Annotated in this window: 12 protein-coding genes; 4 read left to right on the forward strand and 8 right to left on the reverse strand. The window is 72.3% G+C overall.

What is annotated here, in order from left to right:
- Nucleotides 1-45: 45 nt before the first annotated feature.
- The 3 genes from nhaA to ACFQRF_RS20700 all read right to left on the reverse strand — a co-directional run bounded on the left by nhaA (nt 46) and on the right by ACFQRF_RS20700 (nt 5,031).
- Complete coding sequence (gene nhaA, locus ACFQRF_RS20690) at nt 46-1,278, reverse strand: Na+/H+ antiporter NhaA (protein WP_379872790.1); 1,233 nt, start codon at nt 1,276-1,278, stop codon at nt 46-48.
- A 1,017-nt stretch (nt 1,279-2,295) separates the two neighbouring features.
- Nucleotides 2,296-3,393 carry an NADH:flavin oxidoreductase/NADH oxidase gene (locus ACFQRF_RS20695; RefSeq protein WP_379872791.1) on the reverse strand — a complete coding sequence of 366 codons (1,098 nt, stop codon included), beginning with the start codon at nt 3,391-3,393 and terminating at the stop codon, nt 2,296-2,298.
- Nucleotides 3,394-3,558: 165 nt separating this feature from the next.
- Nucleotides 3,559-5,031 carry an amino acid permease gene (locus ACFQRF_RS20700; RefSeq protein ID WP_379872792.1) on the reverse strand — a complete coding sequence of 491 codons (1,473 nt, stop codon included), beginning with the start codon at nt 5,029-5,031 and terminating at the stop codon, nt 3,559-3,561.
- 399 nt (nt 5,032-5,430) lie between these two features.
- On the opposite strand from ACFQRF_RS20700, the gene ACFQRF_RS20705 reads away from it, so the two are divergent.
- From ACFQRF_RS20705 to ACFQRF_RS20715, 3 genes are all read left to right on the forward strand, one after another.
- Nucleotides 5,431-6,315 (forward strand): polyphosphate polymerase domain-containing protein, encoded by an 885-nt coding sequence (locus ACFQRF_RS20705; protein WP_379872793.1) that lies wholly within the window; start codon nt 5,431-5,433, stop codon nt 6,313-6,315.
- A gap of 61 nt (nt 6,316-6,376) precedes the next feature.
- Nucleotides 6,377-7,063, forward strand: coding sequence for a DUF4956 domain-containing protein (locus tag ACFQRF_RS20710; protein ID WP_379872794.1), 687 nt, complete (start codon nt 6,377-6,379; stop codon nt 7,061-7,063).
- A gap of 5 nt (nt 7,064-7,068) precedes the next feature.
- Complete coding sequence (locus tag ACFQRF_RS20715) at nt 7,069-8,712, forward strand: CotH kinase family protein (protein ID WP_379872859.1); 1,644 nt, start codon at nt 7,069-7,071, stop codon at nt 8,710-8,712.
- Between the two features lie 182 nt (nt 8,713-8,894).
- Here ACFQRF_RS20715 and ACFQRF_RS20720 read toward each other — a convergent pair whose 3' ends face one another.
- On the reverse strand, nt 8,895-10,361 hold the full coding sequence (locus ACFQRF_RS20720) for a sensor histidine kinase (RefSeq protein WP_379872795.1): 1,467 nt from the start codon (nt 10,359-10,361) through the stop codon (nt 8,895-8,897).
- Nucleotides 10,358-11,089: a response regulator transcription factor gene (locus tag ACFQRF_RS20725; protein WP_379872796.1), complete on the reverse strand. Its 732-nt coding sequence runs from the start codon at nt 11,087-11,089 to the stop codon at nt 10,358-10,360. The genes ACFQRF_RS20720 and ACFQRF_RS20725 overlap by 4 nt, the downstream gene beginning before the upstream one ends.
- 317 nt (nt 11,090-11,406) lie before the next feature.
- Here ACFQRF_RS20725 and ACFQRF_RS20730 point away from each other — a divergent pair, with 317 nt between their 5' ends.
- The gene (locus tag ACFQRF_RS20730) at nt 11,407-12,456 is read left to right on the forward strand and encodes a glycoside hydrolase family 62 protein (RefSeq protein WP_379872797.1); all 1,050 of its coding nucleotides are present in this window, start codon (nt 11,407-11,409) and stop codon (nt 12,454-12,456) included.
- 118 nt (nt 12,457-12,574) lie between these two features.
- Here ACFQRF_RS20730 and ACFQRF_RS20735 read toward each other — a convergent pair whose 3' ends face one another.
- The 3 genes from ACFQRF_RS20735 to ACFQRF_RS20745 all read right to left on the reverse strand — a co-directional run bounded on the left by ACFQRF_RS20735 (nt 12,575) and on the right by ACFQRF_RS20745 (nt 16,967).
- Nucleotides 12,575-13,804 (reverse strand): RNA polymerase sigma factor, encoded by a 1,230-nt coding sequence (locus ACFQRF_RS20735; RefSeq protein ID WP_379872860.1) that lies wholly within the window; start codon nt 13,802-13,804, stop codon nt 12,575-12,577.
- Nucleotides 13,804-14,229: a YciI family protein gene (locus ACFQRF_RS20740; protein ID WP_379872798.1), complete on the reverse strand. Its 426-nt coding sequence runs from the start codon at nt 14,227-14,229 to the stop codon at nt 13,804-13,806. The genes ACFQRF_RS20735 and ACFQRF_RS20740 overlap by 1 nt, the downstream gene beginning before the upstream one ends.
- Nucleotides 14,230-14,405: 176 nt before the next feature.
- Nucleotides 14,406-16,967, reverse strand: coding sequence for a M48 family metalloprotease (locus ACFQRF_RS20745; RefSeq protein ID WP_379872799.1), 2,562 nt, complete (start codon nt 16,965-16,967; stop codon nt 14,406-14,408).
- Nucleotides 16,968-17,170 lie beyond the last annotated feature (203 nt).

Consider the following 17,170-nt stretch of genomic DNA (forward strand, 5'->3'; position numbering starts at 1 on the left):
CCGATCACATTGGGGGTGGAGGCGCCGGCCCGGCCGGCCGCCGGTTCAGGCGGCGCGGCGCAGGCGGCGGGCACGGGCGTTCAGGATGATGGCGGCGAGCGTGCCCGCCGTCAGCGAGGCGAGCAGGACGCCGGCCTTGGCGTGCGCCAGCGTCTGCGGAGCCTGCGCGAAGGACAGGTCGGCGATGAGCAGCGACACGGTGAAACCGATCCCGGCCAATAGCGCCAGACCGGCGATGTCGATCCAGCGCAGCGTCGGGTTGAGCTCCGCCGCGGTCACCCTGGTGGCGATCCACGACCCGCCGAGGATGCCGGCGAGCTTGCCGACGACCAGCCCGGCCGCGATCCCCAGGGCGGCGGGGTCCCCCAGCACCGGGCCGGCACCCTCGAAGGCGACGCCCGCCGAGAGGAACGCGAAGACGGGCAGCGCGACACCGGCGGAGAACGGCCGCAGCAGGTGCTCGACGCGGTGGCTCGGCGACGCGGTCTCGCCGGGAGCGGTGGACGTGCGCATGAGCAGGCCCATGGCGACCCCGGCGATGGTGGCGTGCACGCCACCGGCGTGCACGAGCGTCCAGATGACCGCCGCGAGCGGCAGGTAGACCGCCCAGTTGGGGATCCGGGAGGCGTTCAGCGCGGCCCCGAGGCCCCGGCCGCGCTGCAGGTGGCCGAACACCGCCAAACCCGCCAGCGCGCCCACCAGCGGCGCCAGGGCGATGTGGTCGGTGTAGAACACCGCGATCACCAGCACCGCCCCGAGGTCGTCCACGATGGCGAGGGTGAGCAGGAAGGTGCGCAGCGCCGGCGGCAGCCCGCGGCCGGCGATCGCCAGAACCGCCAGGGCGAAGGCGATGTCGGTCGCCATGGGGATGCCCCATCCGCCCAGCGTCTCGGGGCTGCCGAGGTTGACGGCGGCGTAGATGGCGGCGGGGACCACCATGCCGCAGACCGCCGCCACGATGGGCAGCATCGCCCGGCGCGGGTCGCGCAGTTCGCCGTGCACGAACTCCTGCTTCAGTTCGCTGCCGACGATGAAGAAGAAGACCGCCAGCAGGCCGTCGGCCGCCCACGAGCCCAGGGAGAGGTGCAGGTGCAGCGCCTCCGGCCCGAAGGAGAGGTCCCGCAACGTCTCGTAAGAGGAGGCGGCGGGGGAGTTGGCCCAGACCAGCGCGGCCGCGGCGGCGGCGAGCAGCAGCAGGCCGCCGACGGTGTCACCGCGGAGCGCGTCGGCGATCCGGCCGATGGCGGTGGACGGCGAAGTGGCGGACGAGGTCGGCACGGCGGGTGCTCCCGGGACGATCGGCACGGATACGGACAACGCCGACCAGACTTCCCGGCACACCAGGCGCGCGTGGCGCCGTTCCCCATACTGGCCGTCCCGGCGCCGGATGTCCAAATCGGGGCCCCGACGGGCCCGGGGAGCGGCCGGTGGTCGGCCCCCGCCCGGTCCCGTACCGAAACACGCCCCGGCTACTCGGAACCGATGACGGCCAGGACGCCCAGGAGCGACTCGCGGCCGGTAGCACGGCGAATACGGCGGCCTCGCGGCGCCGGTCCGCGGCCGGCAGGACCCGCAGCGGACGGGTGGAGATCTCCAGCCGCCGCTCGGTCGTGCCCGCGATCACGACCCGGCCGTCCCGCCGCTGGGCGTGCCCGGTGTCCAGCAGCCGCTCGCCGGGGAGCGGCACCCACTCGCGGTAGGAGCAGCTCGCCGAGAACACCATGTCGTCGCTGGAGTGCGTGGTGTCGGCAGGTGGGACGGCACCTCGACCCGGTACCACACGCACACCCGCCCCGGCAGTGGACCGATCAGCGTCCCCTGCGACGCCGGTCCGGCCGTGCCGCTGAAGACGACCGGCGCCGGAGCCCGGCCCGTGCCGATGGCGAGCCGGCCGGCCGTCGCCCGCGCGGGCCGGACGATACCCGGCCGATGTCGCCGTGCCCGCATCGCTCTGCCCCACAGCACCACCCCGAGGGCCGCCGCGACGATCGCGAGCACCTGCAGCGTCACGAACACGTTCCCCATCTCCGGCACCGTCACCACACGTCGGACCCGGTGGCCCGGGCTCACCTCAGGGGTGGTCCCGGTCGGCGTTAAGAGACGACGGGGGAAATGTTCGGATGGCGCTAAGCGGGAACCCGGGCGGGCGTTCGCGAACGTTCGCGCGGAGCGCCCGCCCTTCCGTTCATCGGGGAACGGCCGCCGCCACCTCGGCGCCGGTGGTTCGCCCGGCCGGGCGCTGTACCGCCGGTTCGCCCGCACGGTCGCCCGGCACGCGGCCGTTCCGGAGCCGGGTCACACCGCGTAGCCGTACTGTGCCGGCCACCGCGGCTCGGCGCCCAGTTCGCGGGCGGCGCGGTGCGGCCAGTAGGGGTCGCGGAGGAGTTCCCGGCCGAGCAGGACGGCGTCCGCCTGGCCCGTGGCGACGATCTCCTCGGCCTGGCGCGGGTCGGTGATCAGGCCCACGGCGCCGGTGGGGATGCCGGCCTCGGCGCGGGCCCGGGCCGCGAAGGGAACCTGGTAGCCCGGCCCGGTCGGGATCCGGGCGCCGGGCAGCAGGCCGCCGGTGGAGGTGTCCAGCAGGTCGACCCCGTGGGCCTGGAGCTCCTTGGCGAGGCGCACGGTGTCCTCACCGGTCCAGCCGTTCCGGTCGTCGTCGGGGTCCTCGGTGACCCAGTCCGTGGCCGAGGTGCGGAAGAGGACCGGCAGCTCCTCGGGCCACACGGCCCGCACGGCGTCGACGACCTCCAGCGGGAAGCGCAGCCGGTTCTCGAAGCCGCCGCCGTAGGCGTCCGTGCGGCGGTTGGTGGCGGGGGAGAGGAACGAGTGGAGCAGGTAGCCGTGGGCACCGTGCACTTCCACGACGTCGAAGCCCGCGGCGCGGGCGCGCCGGGCGGAGTCGGCGAAGGCCCGCACGAGCCGGCCGATCTCCTCGGTCGTGAGTTCGGTGGGCGTCGGATGGTCCGGGGTGAAGGGCTCCGCGGTGGGGCCGACGGGCCGCCAGCCGCCGTCGGCCTCGGCGACGGGACCGCCGCCGAGCCAGGGCCGGTCCACGGACGCCTTGCGCCCGGCGTGCGCGAGCTGGATGGCGGGCACCGCGCCATGGGCGCGGATCGCCGCGGTGACACGGGCGAACGCCTGCTGCTGGCGGTCGTTCCACAGGCCGAGGTCCCAGGGGCTGATGCGGCCCTCGGGGAGTACGCCGGTGGCCTCGGCCATCACCAGGCCCGCGCCGCCGGCGGCCCGGTCGGCCAGGTGGGCGAGGTGGAAGTCTGTCGGCGCGCCGGTCTCCGGGCCGTCGGGGGCCGCGGAGTACATGCACATGGGGGACATCCAGACGCGGTTGGGGATCTGCACCGACCGCAGGGTCAGCGGGGTGAACAGGGCGCTCACGGGAGAGTCTCCTCCGGAGTCGGGGACAGAGCGGCACGGGCGGCCACCAGGCCGTTACGACACGCGTCATAGTACGACGACTTTCATACTATGGGTGGGGTTCGTGCCCTGCGGGATCGGTCACAGTGGCGTCCGCGTGACTCCGTGCCGCACCCGCCGCGGAGATCACACCCGCGTGCGCTCCGGGACGTCGGCGCCGGTGCCGGCCACGTGCCTGCGCGCGCACAGCCACCCCACGACGAGAGCGGGCACGATGACGCCGATCGAGGCCACCGTGTACGTCCCCACCGGATAGTCCCACGCCATCACCACGAGGACCCCGGCCACGAACAGCAGCGTGGCGATCGAGGTGTAGGGCGACCCCGGCATGCGGAAGGCGGGCCGGGCCACCCTGCCCTCGCGCGCGAGACGGTACAGCCGCAACTGGCAGAGCACGATCACCGCCCAGACGGTCAGGGTGCCCAGGGCCGACACGTGCAGGCCGATCTCGAACGCGCGCCGGGGAACGACGAAGTTCAGCCCCACTCCCACCAGCGTCACCGAGGCGGTGAGCAGGATCCCGCCCACCGGGACACCCGACCGGGTCATCCGGGCGGTGAACCTCGGCGCCTCGCCGCACATCGCCATCGACCGCAGGATGCGCCCGGTGGAGTACAGGCCGGCGTTCAGGCTGGACAGCGCGGCGGTCAGGACGACGAAGTTCATGATGTCGGCGGCGTAGGGAATACCGGCCCGTGAGAAGAACGTGACGAACGGGCTCTCGGTGGCGGTGTAGGCGGTGTGCGGGAGCAGCAGGGCCAGCAGCAGCACCGAGCCCACGTAGAAGACGACGATGCGCGCGACGACGCCGTTGATGGCCCGCGGCATCACCTTCTCGGGGTTCGGGGTCTCGCCCGCCGCGATGCCGACGAGCTCCACGCTGGCGTAGGCGAAGGCGACACCGGCGACCACGACCACGACGGACAGCAGGCCGTGCGGCAGCAGCCCGCCGTGCTCGGCGACCAGCGCCGGCCCGGGCGGCCGCCCGTCGACCGGGAAGCGCATGGCCAGGAAGACCCCGCCGATCAGCAGGAACGCCGACAGCGCGAGCACCTTGACCATCGCGAACCAGAACTCCAGCTCGCCGAACACCCGCACCGACAGCAGGTTGACGAGGAGCACCACGGCGAGCGCGCCGAGGGCGAGCACCCACTGCGGCACCGAGGTGAAGAACCCCCAGTAGTGGATGTAGGTGGCGGCCGCGGTCACGTCGACGACGGACGTCAGCGCCCACAGCATCCAGTACATCCACCCCGCCACGAACGCCGTGCGCTCCCCGTAGAACTCGCGCGCGTAGGACACGAACGCCCCCGAACTCGGCCGGTGCAGCACCAACTCGCCCAGGGCGCGCAGGATCAGGAACACGAAGAACCCGGTGACGGCGTAGACGAGGACGAGCGCCGGGCCCGCGGTGGCCAGCCGACCGCCCGCTCCGAGGAAGAGCCCGGTGCCGATCGCGCCGCCCAGGGCGATCATCCGGACCTGGCGGGTCCCGAGGAGCTTGCGGTAGTCGCCGTCGCCCTCCCGCCGGGCGCGCTGCGAACTCTCCGGGCCGGTTCCGTCGGCGAGTTCGCCGCTGGAGGTGTTTCCGCCGCTCATAGGCATCGCGCTTTCTCTCGGTGGCGCCCTGCCGGGCGGCCGGTGCGGTCGGGCGTCGCGGAGTCCCCCTCGGCGCCCGGCCGGGCGGCCGTCCGGGCACGACGGCCCCCGCCCGTGCGCATGTCCCCCGGGGCCGGGTTCCGCCTGCGGAGCGCGACCTCGCGCGGGCACGCCGCCCCGGCCCCGCCGAACTCCCCCGGACTCCCCCTACGCGTCCGGGAGCCGGGACGCACGCCCCGGCTCCGGTACCTCTAGCCGAACTCTTACCCCGTACGGCGCGTCCCGCACGAACTGCGGTTTTGGGGGAATGCTCAGACTTTTCCCAGGAACTTCTGCGTCTCTTCACGGAGGGGTCGGGTTGTGTTCTCCCCGTCGTCACCGATGACGGAGGGAGACCGCATGGCGACACTTCGGCAGATCGTTTCCGAACCGGCGGCCCGCGAGCCACGGGCCTCGCGCACCGGGCCGGGCGCCCGGCTGCGGGCGCCCGGCAGGCTGCACGCGTTCAACCGCTACGAGCTCAAGTACCTCGTCCCCGTCACCCAGGAGGCCGAAATCCGGGCCGAACTGGCCGCGCGCATGCACACGGACCGCAACGCCGGCCCCGACGGCTACACCGTGTGGAGCCTCTACTACGACACCCAGGGCCTGCGCTTCTACTGGGAGAAGATCGAAGGCCTGAAGTTCCGGCGGAAGCTGCGCATCCGCCGGTACGGAGACCTCGGCACCGGCGCCGACGACTGCCCGGTGTCGGTGGAGATCAAGCAGCGGGTCAACCGCGTCACCCAGAAGCGGCGGGTGCTGCTGCCCTACGACCTGGCGCGCGACCTGTGCGACCGGCGGGTCCGCATCGAGCACCCCGGCGCGGACCAGGGGTTCGTGGACGAGGTGCTGGACTTGGTCCACCGGCTGGAGCTGCGTCCCACCGCCATGACCGGCTACCGCCGTGTTCCCTACGTCGGCACGGAGGCCGACCTGGGGCTGCGGGTGACCCTGGACCACCGGGTGCGCGGCCGCGACCGTGACTTCGATCTGCGCGCCGAGAGCGAGAGCCGCTACATCATCAGCCCGCACTTCGTCGTGATGGAGGTCAAGGCGAACGAGCGCGCCCCCTACTGGGTGACCGACATGGCCGCCCGGTTCGGGCTGCAGGTCCAGCGCATCTCCAAGTACTGCCAGAGCGTCGAGGCCTTCGGCAAGGCGCCCCGATCGGTCTTCCACGTCCCCGCCGAGGACGTGACCGAAGAGGCCCGCCCGCCCCTCCACACGCCGGGACCGGCCTGAGACCGCCGCCCCGACCCCGTCCTCTTCCACCCGTGAGCACGAAAAGGCAGTCCGACCAGACATGAATCTCGATTTCGGCATCTCGGACCTCTCCGGCACGTTCAGCGTGACGGACGTGGTCCTGGCGCTGTCGCTGGCCTTCCTGACCAGCCTCGTCGTGGCCTGGACCTACCGGGCGACCCACCGCAACATCTCCTACAGCCAGAGCTACGTGCACACGCTGATCGTCCTGGGCATGCTCATCGCCCTGATCATGCTGGTCGTCGGCTCGAACATCGCCCGGGCGTTCGCCCTGGTGGGCGCGCTGTCGGTGGTGCGGTTCCGCAACGCGATCAAGGAGACCCGCGACGTCGGGTTCATCTTCCTCGTCATGGGCGTCGGCATGGCGTGCGGCACGCGGTTCTACACCTTGGCGGTCATCGCGACCGTGGCCATCTGCGCCGTCATCCTCCTCATGCACCGCTTCAACTGGTTCGCGCTCAACGTCGTCCGGCAGGTCGTCAAGGTCCAGGTCCCCGCCGACGGAAGCGACCACACGGCAGCGGTCGGCGACGTGCTCATCGCCACGACCGAGGAGTCCGAGCTCATCAGCACCGAGTCGGTGCGCGGCGGCTCCCTGCTGGAGCTGACCTACACGGCACGGCTGAAGAAGGGGGTCACGCCGCACGACCTCGTCGAGCGGCTGCGCTCCCGCACAGCCGGGCAGAAGGCGACCGTGCTCACCGGCTACGACCAGACGGACCTGTGACCACCATGGCAGACGGCACCGCCGACCCCGCGCGGCCGTCGAGGAGACGGCTGCGGCACCGCGTCCCCGTCCGTCTCCGCCGGCACTGGCGGACGGCCGCCGCCACCTGCGTGGCGCTGCTGGCCCTCGTCGTCGTCTTCGGAGAGGCCCGGGTCCGCCCCTACATCACCTCCGAGCTGATCTCCGACGAGACCGTCACCCAGAACATCGCGGGCGAGGGCGACCTCTTCGACGACGGTCCGCACGCCATCGAGGTCACGTTCGATGAGACCGAGTACGCCGACATGATGAGCACCTTCCGCACCGAGGGGGAGAAGGAGTTCATCCGGGCCGACATCACCATCGACGGCACCGCGATCAACGACGTGGGGCTGCGGCTCAAGGGCAACTCCACCCTGATGAGCCTGCGCGGCGGCGACTTCCCCGGCGTACCGGATGGCGGCGGAGCTCAAGCCCGGGATCCGGCCGCGTCGGCCGCGCCCGAAACCGGCGCGGCGCCGCCGGACCCGCCGCAGGACGGCGCGGCCGACGACTCGGCGGACGGTGCGCGACCGAACGGCGGCCCCGGCGGCGGCATGATCCAGCTATCCGAGGACGAGCCCGAGAACCTCCCGTGGCTGATCAGCTTCGAGGAGTTCGTGGAGGGCCGCGCCTACCAGGGGCACACCGAGATCACCCTGCGCCCGGCCACGAGCGTCTCCGGCACCGCGCTGAACGAGGCGCTGGCGCTGGAGCTGACCGCGGCCGACGGGCAGACCACGCAGGACTACACGTTCACCACGTTCGGCGTGAACGGCGGCGACCCCGTAGCCCGGCTGCTCCTTGACGTGCCGGACGCCGCCTGGGCGAACGACCGCGGGGACGGAGTGCTCTACAAGGCCCGGGCGGGTGGCACGTTCGACCACCTCGGCGACGACCCCACCGACTACGAGGAGTCCTTCGACCAGATCAACGCCGAGCACACCTACGACCTGCAGCCGGTGATGTCGCTGCTGGAGTTCGTCGCCGAGTCGGACGACGCGACCTTCGCCCGGGAGCTCGACGCCCGGCTGGACGTGGACGCCTTCGCCCGCTATCTGGCCCTGCAGGACCTGATGTCCAACTTCGACGCCATGCACGGGCCGGGGAACAACTACTACCTCTGGTACGACGCGAAACGGGGGCGCTTCACGGTGGTGTCGTGGGACCTCAACCTGGCGTTCGCCGGCATGGGCGGGATGCCGGGCGGGGGAGGCATGCCGCCGGACGGCGAGCCGCAGGGGATGCAGCCCCCCGAGGGCATGGAGTTCCCTGAGGGCATGGAGCTCCCCGAGGGGATGGAACCTCCCGAGGGCATGGAGCCACCGGACGGTGCGGAGGGCGGCGGCCCAGGGATGGGCGGCAGCGGTGCCCTGCGCGAGCGCTTCCTCGCCGCCGACGGCTTCCTGGAGCTGTACGAGCGGTCCTATGCCGAGCTGTACGCCGAACTCGTCGCGAGCGGAACCGCCGCGGAACTGGTGGACGCGATCGCCGACCGCGCGGCGGACGTCGGCGACGACGGGGTCAACGAGGCCAGGGCCGAGCTGGCCGAGCAAGTCACGGCCGTCTCCGACACCCCGCCGGACCCGCAGGACGCCCCATTCGGCGGGGCGGGAGCCGACGGCGAGTAGCCGGTGTCCCCACCGTTCGCCTGGTGCCGGCCGCCGGCACCAGGCGAACGGACGAGGTACCTCCCCCGGTCGCCCTCGTCCTCTCGTTGTCCTGCCCCGCTAACGAGTTCGGGCCTTCGGGTTCGGCGTCGGCGGCTCCGGACACTCGGGGGCCGGCCGCCGGGTGTTTCTGGTCGTGCTCGTCACTCCGCGGGCAGGACGACCCGGAACGTGCTGCCCGCCCCCGGTCGCGAGTCGGCCGAGATGCGTCCGTGGTGGGCCGCCACCAGCGACGCGCTGACGGACAGTCCCAGCCCGGTCCCGCCCCGGGTACGCGACTCGTCGACCCGGTAGAAGCGGTCGAACACCCGGCCCAGCTCCTTCTCGGGGATTCCCGGTCCCTCGTCGCGTACCGTCAGCACCGCCACCCGGGACACTCCCTCGGGCAGTTCGCCGACGCCGACCGCGTCCACGGGCTGCTCTGCGGCCGCGCTGTGCACCGTGACCTCGACCGGGGTGCCCGCCGGGGTGTGCGTCAGCGCGTTGCCGACCAGGTTGTCCAGCACCTGCCGCAGCCGGTCGGCGTCTCCGAGCACCCGCACCCGGTCCGGGGCGCGCAGGGTCACGGCAGAGCCGGGGAAGCGCGCCCGGGCATCGGCGGTGACGTGCTCGGCGATCCGGCGCAGATCCACGTCCGCGTACTCCACGTGCGGCGCCTCGTCGAAGCGGGCCAGCATCAGCAAGTCCTCCACCAGCCCCGCCATGCGGGCCGCCTCGGACTCGATGCGGGAGAACCAGCGGTCGGCGTGCGCGTTCTCGGCGACGAGCCCCTGGGCGCGTCCCTGCCGGTACAGCTCGGCGAAGCCGCGGATGGACGAGAGCGGGGTGCGCAGCTCGTGAGAGGCATCGGCGACGAACCGCCGGGTCGCGGCGGCGGAGCGGTCGCGCTCGTACAGCGCCCGCAGCAGTTCGCCGAGCATCACGTTCAGAGCCGCACCCAGCCGGCCACTCTCGGTGCCGGGATCCTGGTCGGCGATCCGCCGCTCCAGGTCGCCGGCCGCGATGGCCTGCGCGGTCATCTCGATCTCGTGCAGCGGCCGGAGCTGCATCCGCACCGTCATCACGGCCGCGATCCCCAGCGCGGCCAGGACCGCCAGGCCGACGCCCACCTCGATGACGACCAGCTGAGTGAGCGTGCCGTGCACCTCCGCCAGCGACTGCGCGGTCACCAGCACGGTGCCGTCCCCGCCGTCGGAGGCGATGATCCGCCATCGGCTCTCGCCGGTGCCCGGCACGGTGAAGGGCTCGCCCTCGCGGGCGAGCAGGTCGTCGATGGCGAGTCCCGCGACGTCGGGCAGCGGGTCGTCGGGCTCGGTACGCCCGACCACGTCGAGCACCCGGCCGTCGGCTCCCACCCGCAGCAGGCGCAAGTCGGTGGGGAACGGCGGCGGACGATGCTCTCCCGGGCCGCCGGGCGGCGGGGCGCCCCGGTGCGGTGCATCGGCGAGGTCATGCAGGCGGGAGTCCACCTCGTCCATCAGGGAACGGTGCAGCAGCACCGTGGCCACGCCGCCGAAAGCGAGCAGCGCGACCGCGGTCAGGCACAGCACCGCCAGCGGGAGCCGTCGGGCAAGGCTCCTGGACCGCCACCGGCGGCCGGCCGCGCTCACGAACGGTCCGCCGCGTTCAGCCGGAGCGTGTACCCCACGCCCCAGACGGTGTGGATCAGCGGCGGGTAACGGGTATCGATCTTGCGCCGCAGGTAGCTGATGTAAGTCTCCACCACCCGGGTATCACCGGACTCCCCGCCCCACACCCGGTCCAGGATCTGCGTCTTGCTGACGATCCGGCCGGCGTTGATCATCAGGTAGCGCAGCAGCGCCAGCTCGGTGCGGGAGAGCCGGATCGGCACGCCGCCGCGCCGCGCCTCGTGGGCGTCCTCGGACAATTCCAGGTCCGCGTACCGGAGTGAGGTCTCCTCCTGCGCGCGGCCGGACGTCCCGGTGCGACGCAGGACGGCCTGCAGCCGCAGCAGCACCTCCTCCAGGCTGAACGGCTTGGTCACGTAGTCGTCCGCGCCCGCTCGCAGCCCCCGGACGCGGTCCTCGACGGATCCGCGCGCGGTCAGCAGCAGCACCGGCAGACCGGGGTGCAGCGTGCGCAGTTCGGCGATGAGGTCCAGCCCGCTGCGGCCCGGCAGCATGACGTCCACGAGCGCGATGTCGGGCCCTGGGGACGCGGCGGCCGCGGCCAGCGCGGCGTCCGCGTCGGCCGCCCCGCGCACCGTGTGGCCGCTGAGCTCCAGGGACGCGGTCAGGAGTTCCAGGATGTTCGGGTCGTCCTCGACGAGGAGGATGCGAGCGGCGGTGCTCGTGTTCCCCGGACCTCGCTGCTGCATGTCCCTCCCCGTTCCACGGTCGCCCGCGCCGCGGACACCCTCTCGGCGGCCCGGGCACGATAGTCCGCGGAAGTAAGAAAGGTCTGAGAAACCGCGCCGGCGGCCGCTCTTGACACCCCGGTGGGCGCGGAATAGCGTTTCGGGCAAATTTCCGAAACATAAAGGCGGCGGGTCCTCCGAACCGGATTGTGAGCGCTAACAACGCTCTCTTGATCCTTTCGTGCGGCCGCCGCCGGTGAGTTCTCCTTCGCACTCCTTCGCAGCCCCGGCCGCTTCGATCCACGCAGCGATCCATCCCCCACGCGTCGAGGAACACCATGACCGCTCCGCGAAGAAGACACGGCGTCGCCGCCCTCGCGGCCGTCGCCGTCCTGAGCTCCACGACCCTGGCACCGGCGGAGGCGGCGACCGCTCTGCCCACCGAGTTCCAGTGGTCCTCCAGCGACGTGCTGATCAGCCCGCAGCCGGACGCCCAGCACGACATCGTGTCCATCAAGGACCCCACGGTCGTCCACCACGACGGACGCTGGCACGTGTTCGCCACCACGGCCGACACCGCCGGCTCCTGGAGCCTGACCTACACCGCTTTCGAGACCTGGGAGGAGGCGGCCACCGCGCCGCAGCGTCACCTGGACACCACCCCCATCGGGCCGGGCTACCGCGCGGCACCGCAGGTGTTCTACTTCGCCCCGCAGCAGACGTGGTACCTGGTCTTCCAGAGCCCCATGCCGACCTACTCCACCACCACCGACATCAGCGACCCGGACAGCTGGTCCGCCCCGCGCACCTTCCAGGACGAGGTGCCGCCCATCGTGGAGGAGAACCGCGGGGACGGCACCTGGCTGGACTTCTGGGTCATCTGCGACACCGCGAACTGCTACCTGTTCTCCTCCGACGACAACGGCCACCTGTACCGGGCCCGGACCAGCGTCGCGGACTTCCCCGAAGGCTTCACCGACACCCGGATCGCCCTGGAGGACAGCAGGTTCGCGCTCTTCGAGGCCAGCAACGTCTACCAGGTGGCGGACTCCGGCGAGTACCTGCTGCTCGTGGAGGCCATCGGCGCCACCGGCCGCCGCTACTTCCGGTCCTGGACCTCCGACGCCATCGACGGCGCGTGGACACCGCTCGCCGCCACCGAGAACGCCCCCTTCGCCGGTGCCGCCAACGTCACCTTCCCGGGCGGGCGGTGGACCGAGGACATCAGCCACGGCGAGATGGTGCGCGCCGGCATCGACCAGACCATGCGCATCGACCCCTGCGGCCTGCGCTACCTCTACCAGGGCATGGATCCGGCCTCCAGCGGCGACTACTCCCAGCTCCCGTGGCGGCTGGGCCTGCTCACCCAGACCGGCTCCGGCTGCTGAGCCCCCACCGGGCCGCCCCAACGCCCGCGCGGTGCGGACCGCGGCGGGCGGCCGGCGGCACGACGTCGCGTCCCCGGCCGCGTCGCGGCCGGGGACGGCGAAGCGGAGCCGGTCCGGGTCACAGCTCCGCGAGCTTGCCCAGCAGCACGGACCGCTGCCGCTCGTTGCCGGCGAGGTCGGCCGCACGCCGCAGCTCCGCCCGCGCCTCGTCGCAGCGGCCGAGCCGGGCGAGCAGCTCGCCGCGGACACTGGGCAGCAGATACCAGTCGCGGAGCCGTTCCGCGTCCAGCTGCTCGTCGACGATGCGCAGCGCCGCCTCCGGTCCCGCCGCCATCGACACCGCGACGGCGCGGTTCAGCGTGACGACGGGGTTGCGGGTGAGCTGCTCCAGCGCGGCGTACAGCGTGACGATCCCGTCCCAGTCGGTCTCCTCGACGCTCGCCGCCCGCGCGTGGCAGGCCGCGATCGCCGCCTGCAGCCCGTATGGTCCCCGCCCGCGTCCCAGCGCGTCCGCCCGGGAGAGCGCGGCCAGCCCCCGCGTGATCTGGCCGCGATCCCACCGGCTGCGGTCCTGGTCGGCGAGCAGAACGGGGCTGCCGTCCGGGCCCAGCCGCGCCGCGAAGCGCGACGCCTGCAGCTCCATGAGCGCGACGAGGGCGTGCGCCTCCGGCTCCCGCGGCGTCAGCGCCGCGACCATCCGTCCCAGCCGCAGCGCCTCGGCCGCGAGCTCCGCGCGGATCCACCGGTCCCCGGACGTCGCGGCGTAGCCCTCGGTGAACACGAGGTAGACGACCGCGAGCACCCCGGCCAGCCGCCCGCGCCACTCGTGCGGCTCGGGCACCTCGAACGGCACCCGGGCCGCGGTGAGCGTCCGTTTGGCGCGCACGATGCGCTGCTGCATCGTCGGCACCGACACGAGGAACATCCGCGCGATCTCCTCGCTGGTGAGACCGCCGACCACCCGCAGCGTGAGCGCCACCTGCGCCTCGCGTGCCAGCACCGGATGGCAGGCGGCGAAGACGAGCTTGAGCACGTCGTCGCCGATCGGCTCCCACTCGTCCTCCGCCGCGGACTCCAGGTCGCGCGCGATGGCACCGTACCGCTCGTCGAGGCGTTCCCGGCGCCGCCAGCCGTCGATCGCCTTGCGCTTGGCGACGGCCGTGAGCCAGGCGCCCGCGTTCCGCGGGACGCCCGTCTCCGGCCACTGCGCGAGCGCGTCGGCGAGCGCGTCCTGGGCGAGGTCCTCGGCCAGGCCCACGTCGCCCACCATGCGCGCCACGGTCGCGACGACCCGCGCGCCCTCGATCCGCCAGACCGCCTCGACCTTGCGGCGCACGTCGTCGGTCACTACCACTGCTGCGGAAGCTCCTCGCGCCAGCCCTTCTCCTTCTGGATGTACTCGTTCTCGGAGAAGTCGGCGAAGTCGCTCTCGTCCGTGATGCGGCGCACCTCCACCTTGGAACAGGGGCCGATCGGGACCCGCTTGGCCCACTCGACGGCCTCCTCCTTGCTGGCCACCTGGAGGATCCAGAAGCCGTTGAACAGCTCGTGCGTCTCGCCGTACGGGCCGTCGGTGACGATCGGCTCCTCTTCGGTGAACTCGACGACCGCGCCCTCCTCCGCGTCGGCCAGTCCGTCACCGGCGAGCAGGACGCCGGCATTGATCATCGCCTCGTTGAAGGCGCCCATCGCGTTGATGATCTCCTCGAACGACACCTTCTTGGCGGCCTGAAGGGCCTCGTCGGTGGTCCGCATGATGAGCATGTACTTCACGGTCGTTCTCCCTCGTGGAACGGCGCCGTGGTCGGCGCCTCTCGACTGGACGTCGAACGACAGGCGCCGCGATCGACAGCCCGACGGAACTTTTTTCTGAAAAAGACGATATGCCAGCGTACGGGCGTGGCGACGGCCGCCACGGCCGCCTGCCGCCGTGGACGTTCCTTGGCCGCCTACCAGCCGAGCAGCAGGATTCCCGTACCGGGGTGAGCGGTCGCGCAGTACTGCCGCCCTGCCTCGACCGCGTCACCGGTGACCGTATAGGAGCGAGGCCCGGACGCTTCCGCGATCGCCGCCTCGGCGAAGGCGTGCAGCACCGGGTCGGTGGACGCGCCCATCGCGCGCACGGACCTGGCGAAGGCCAGATCCGTCCCGCCACCGGGTTGGATGGGACCCACCACGAGGCCGTCCTGACCGGCCTCGTCGATCGCCTGGCAGGCGCCACGGCCCTGAAGCCGTTGTTCTTCCAGTGGCCGGAGCAGCTCAGCCCGGGCGGGAGCGTCCAGGGGGTACGGCTCGGCATCGGATCCCGGCGCCGACCGCGTGTGCAGGATCAGCAGCGGTGTTCCCAGCCCGAAGAGAAGGATCAACAGCGCCGCCGACACGCCCGGCCAGCGCCGGACGGCCGGGACCACCGGGCGCGGCGGACGGCCGAGCATCCCCCGGCCCTTGGAGACCATGACCGCCAGCGGGCAGCACACCAGCAGAAGCGGGACCAGGTTGAACACACTGGTGTTCACGGCGGACACCCACCGCTCCGCCCCGGGAATCACATCGGCCCAGCAGCTCACCAGCCCCACCGGGGTGTCGAAGCAGGCACCGATCCTGGTCCCGACGTGGATGGCGGGAAGTGCGAGCGGCGCGATGAGGTAGAGGGTGACCGCGGTCGCGCACACCACCCGGCCGCTCGCCCCGCGACCGCCCAGCAGCCAGGCCAGCGCCACTGTGGCAACGACCGCCGCGACCATTCCGAGCACGAGCGGGTCCATCCGGCCGCCCACGCGCGCGTCCACGTCCACGGCGACGATGAAGCCGGCCGCCGTCGCCACCGCCGCGATCACCGGGCCCCACGGCGGGCACAGCGTCCTGCCCTGGGACTCGGCGTCCGAACCGCCGCCAACAGGCGGTTTCGGCCTCCAGGCGAGCCAGGCCGTGAGCGGGAAGGCGATCCCCAGGCCCAGGGCGGCCATCGGCAGCTGCCAGTTGACACCCAGCGACGTGAACGTCCAGGAGATGAGCGACCACCAGCCGGGATAGACCGCATGGGCGGCCGTCGTGAAGAACCACACGACCAGCACGGTCGCGATGACCGGAGCGTTCGATGCCGCACAAGCCCACAGCGGCCAGACGCGACGCGACGCGCCGATCCAGCAGGATGCGGCGAACGAGATCGACCCCATGGCCATCGCGCACGATCCCCACAGGAGTCCTGCCATGAGCAGGGCCGATCCCGGGGCGGTGATCAGCATGCTGCCCCAGGTGATCACGTGTAGCTGGGGCATCATGAACTGCCCGAGGAGGATCCCACCGGTCAGGGCGAGTGACATCCGCCCCACAGGGAGCGGGCGCCGGCCGAGGGCGCGCGTCCGTGTGGTCGACCGCCAGACGACCGTGGTGAGGATGACCGAGAGCAGCGCGCCGAAGACCAGGCCGGGGATCTGCACGCCGGTCGAGGAGCCGGCCATCAGCAGGAAGGCACTGTAGGACAGACCGACCGCGCATCCGGCGTAGGCCACATCAAGGTAGCCGCCTCGCAGCAGCAGCGAGGGGTCCTCGACCACCGCGCGGCGGTTCGCAGGCCGTGGGTGTGGACTGCCGAGGGAGCGCCACGCGCGCTCCAGCGGCCGGGTCCGCCGCACAGGCCGGCCGAACAACGTCAGCAAGCAGTGCCGGATCCGTGGATCCCTGGCCGCCCGCGCGTCCGCGTAGAACTCACGAACCTGGAGCACACGCGCGCGGGCGTACGTGAGCACGGCCAAGGCGGCGGCGAGGGGAAGACCGAAGGACAGCGCGGCCGGCTCAAGGAACAGCAGTGGCAGGAGCAGCAGCGCAACGGCCACGAACCCCCACCACATCCCGATGGTGAGGTAAGTGATGTCGATGTCGCGGTTGCGGACGTGGGCCGCCTCGTGGTGGATGATCGCAGCGGTATGTCCGGACGATTCGCCATTGGGTCGGGCGTCCACCGCGAGGAGGGAGCGGTCGATGGCGATCCAGTAGCGGCCCCAGGCGCCGAACGCCCTGGCACCTCCCGCGGTCCCGGCGGTGATCAGCAGCCTGACCCGCGAGCGAGAGGCCCCCAAGGCGGCGTGCAGCTGCTCCGTGGCCCGGCGTCGCAGGACGCCGTCGACGTCCCGCAGGGGCGCGAGGCGCCGCAATAGCAGGGACGGATGGGCGGTGTAGATGGCGACGCCGATGAGAACAGGAGCCGAGCAGGCCAGAAGTGTCACGAGGTTGGCGATGCGGAGAGCCCGGTCGCCGCAGGACCTGAACTCGTAGAGCAGCGTGCGTGCGGCGGTCTCGCCCACTCCGGCGCGCGCGGCATCGGCGCATGCCTGTATGCCGGGCAGTGCCCAGCCCCCGAAAAAGGCGACGACAACCGTCATTACAGTCAGTGACGCACCGAACGTCGCCACCATCAGCAAGAGGAACCGGGTCGCGGTCGCGGAGGGCAGCCGGAACGGGGCGGAATACAGATCGTCCGACTCGGTCGGGATATCGGCCGGGGTCGCCATGACGCCGCCTCCGCAATTCACCGGCGTCTTTCAGCGTCGGCCCGGGTTGTCGCGATGGCCGGGAGGCCGGCCGCCCCGGCCATAGAAGCCGTCCCGGAACGCGGCGTCGTGGGGAGACTCTTGCGGAGCGCACCGGTGGACGACACGGTGGGCCAGGGGGTCCACGGTGTGCATGGAGAACCTCCATACCAAGGGGCCGAGGC

The sequence above is a fragment of the Marinactinospora rubrisoli genome (assembly GCF_042664915.1).
GTDB classification, from domain to species: Bacteria; Actinomycetota; Actinomycetes; order Streptosporangiales; family Streptosporangiaceae; genus Marinitenerispora; species Marinitenerispora rubrisoli.

What these genes read in the sequence shown, in the direction of transcription:
- ACFQRF_RS20700 (WP_379872792.1), bottom strand. Translation starts at nt 5,031, where the DNA reads ATGAGCGGCGGAAACACCTCCAGCGGCGAACTCGCCGACGGAACCGGC.
- ACFQRF_RS20705 (WP_379872793.1), top strand. Translation starts at nt 5,431, where the DNA reads ATGGCGACACTTCGGCAGATCGTTTCCGAACCGGCGGCCCGCGAGCCA.
- ACFQRF_RS20710 (WP_379872794.1), top strand. Translation starts at nt 6,377, where the DNA reads ATGAATCTCGATTTCGGCATCTCGGACCTCTCCGGCACGTTCAGCGTG.
- ACFQRF_RS20715 (WP_379872859.1), top strand. Translation starts at nt 7,069, where the DNA reads ATGGCAGACGGCACCGCCGACCCCGCGCGGCCGTCGAGGAGACGGCTG.
- ACFQRF_RS20725 (WP_379872796.1), bottom strand. Translation starts at nt 11,089, where the DNA reads ATGCAGCAGCGAGGTCCGGGGAACACGAGCACCGCCGCTCGCATCCTC.
- ACFQRF_RS20730 (WP_379872797.1), top strand. Translation starts at nt 11,407, where the DNA reads ATGACCGCTCCGCGAAGAAGACACGGCGTCGCCGCCCTCGCGGCCGTC.
- ACFQRF_RS20745 (WP_379872799.1), bottom strand. Translation starts at nt 16,967, where the DNA reads ATGGCGACCCCGGCCGATATCCCGACCGAGTCGGACGATCTGTATTCC.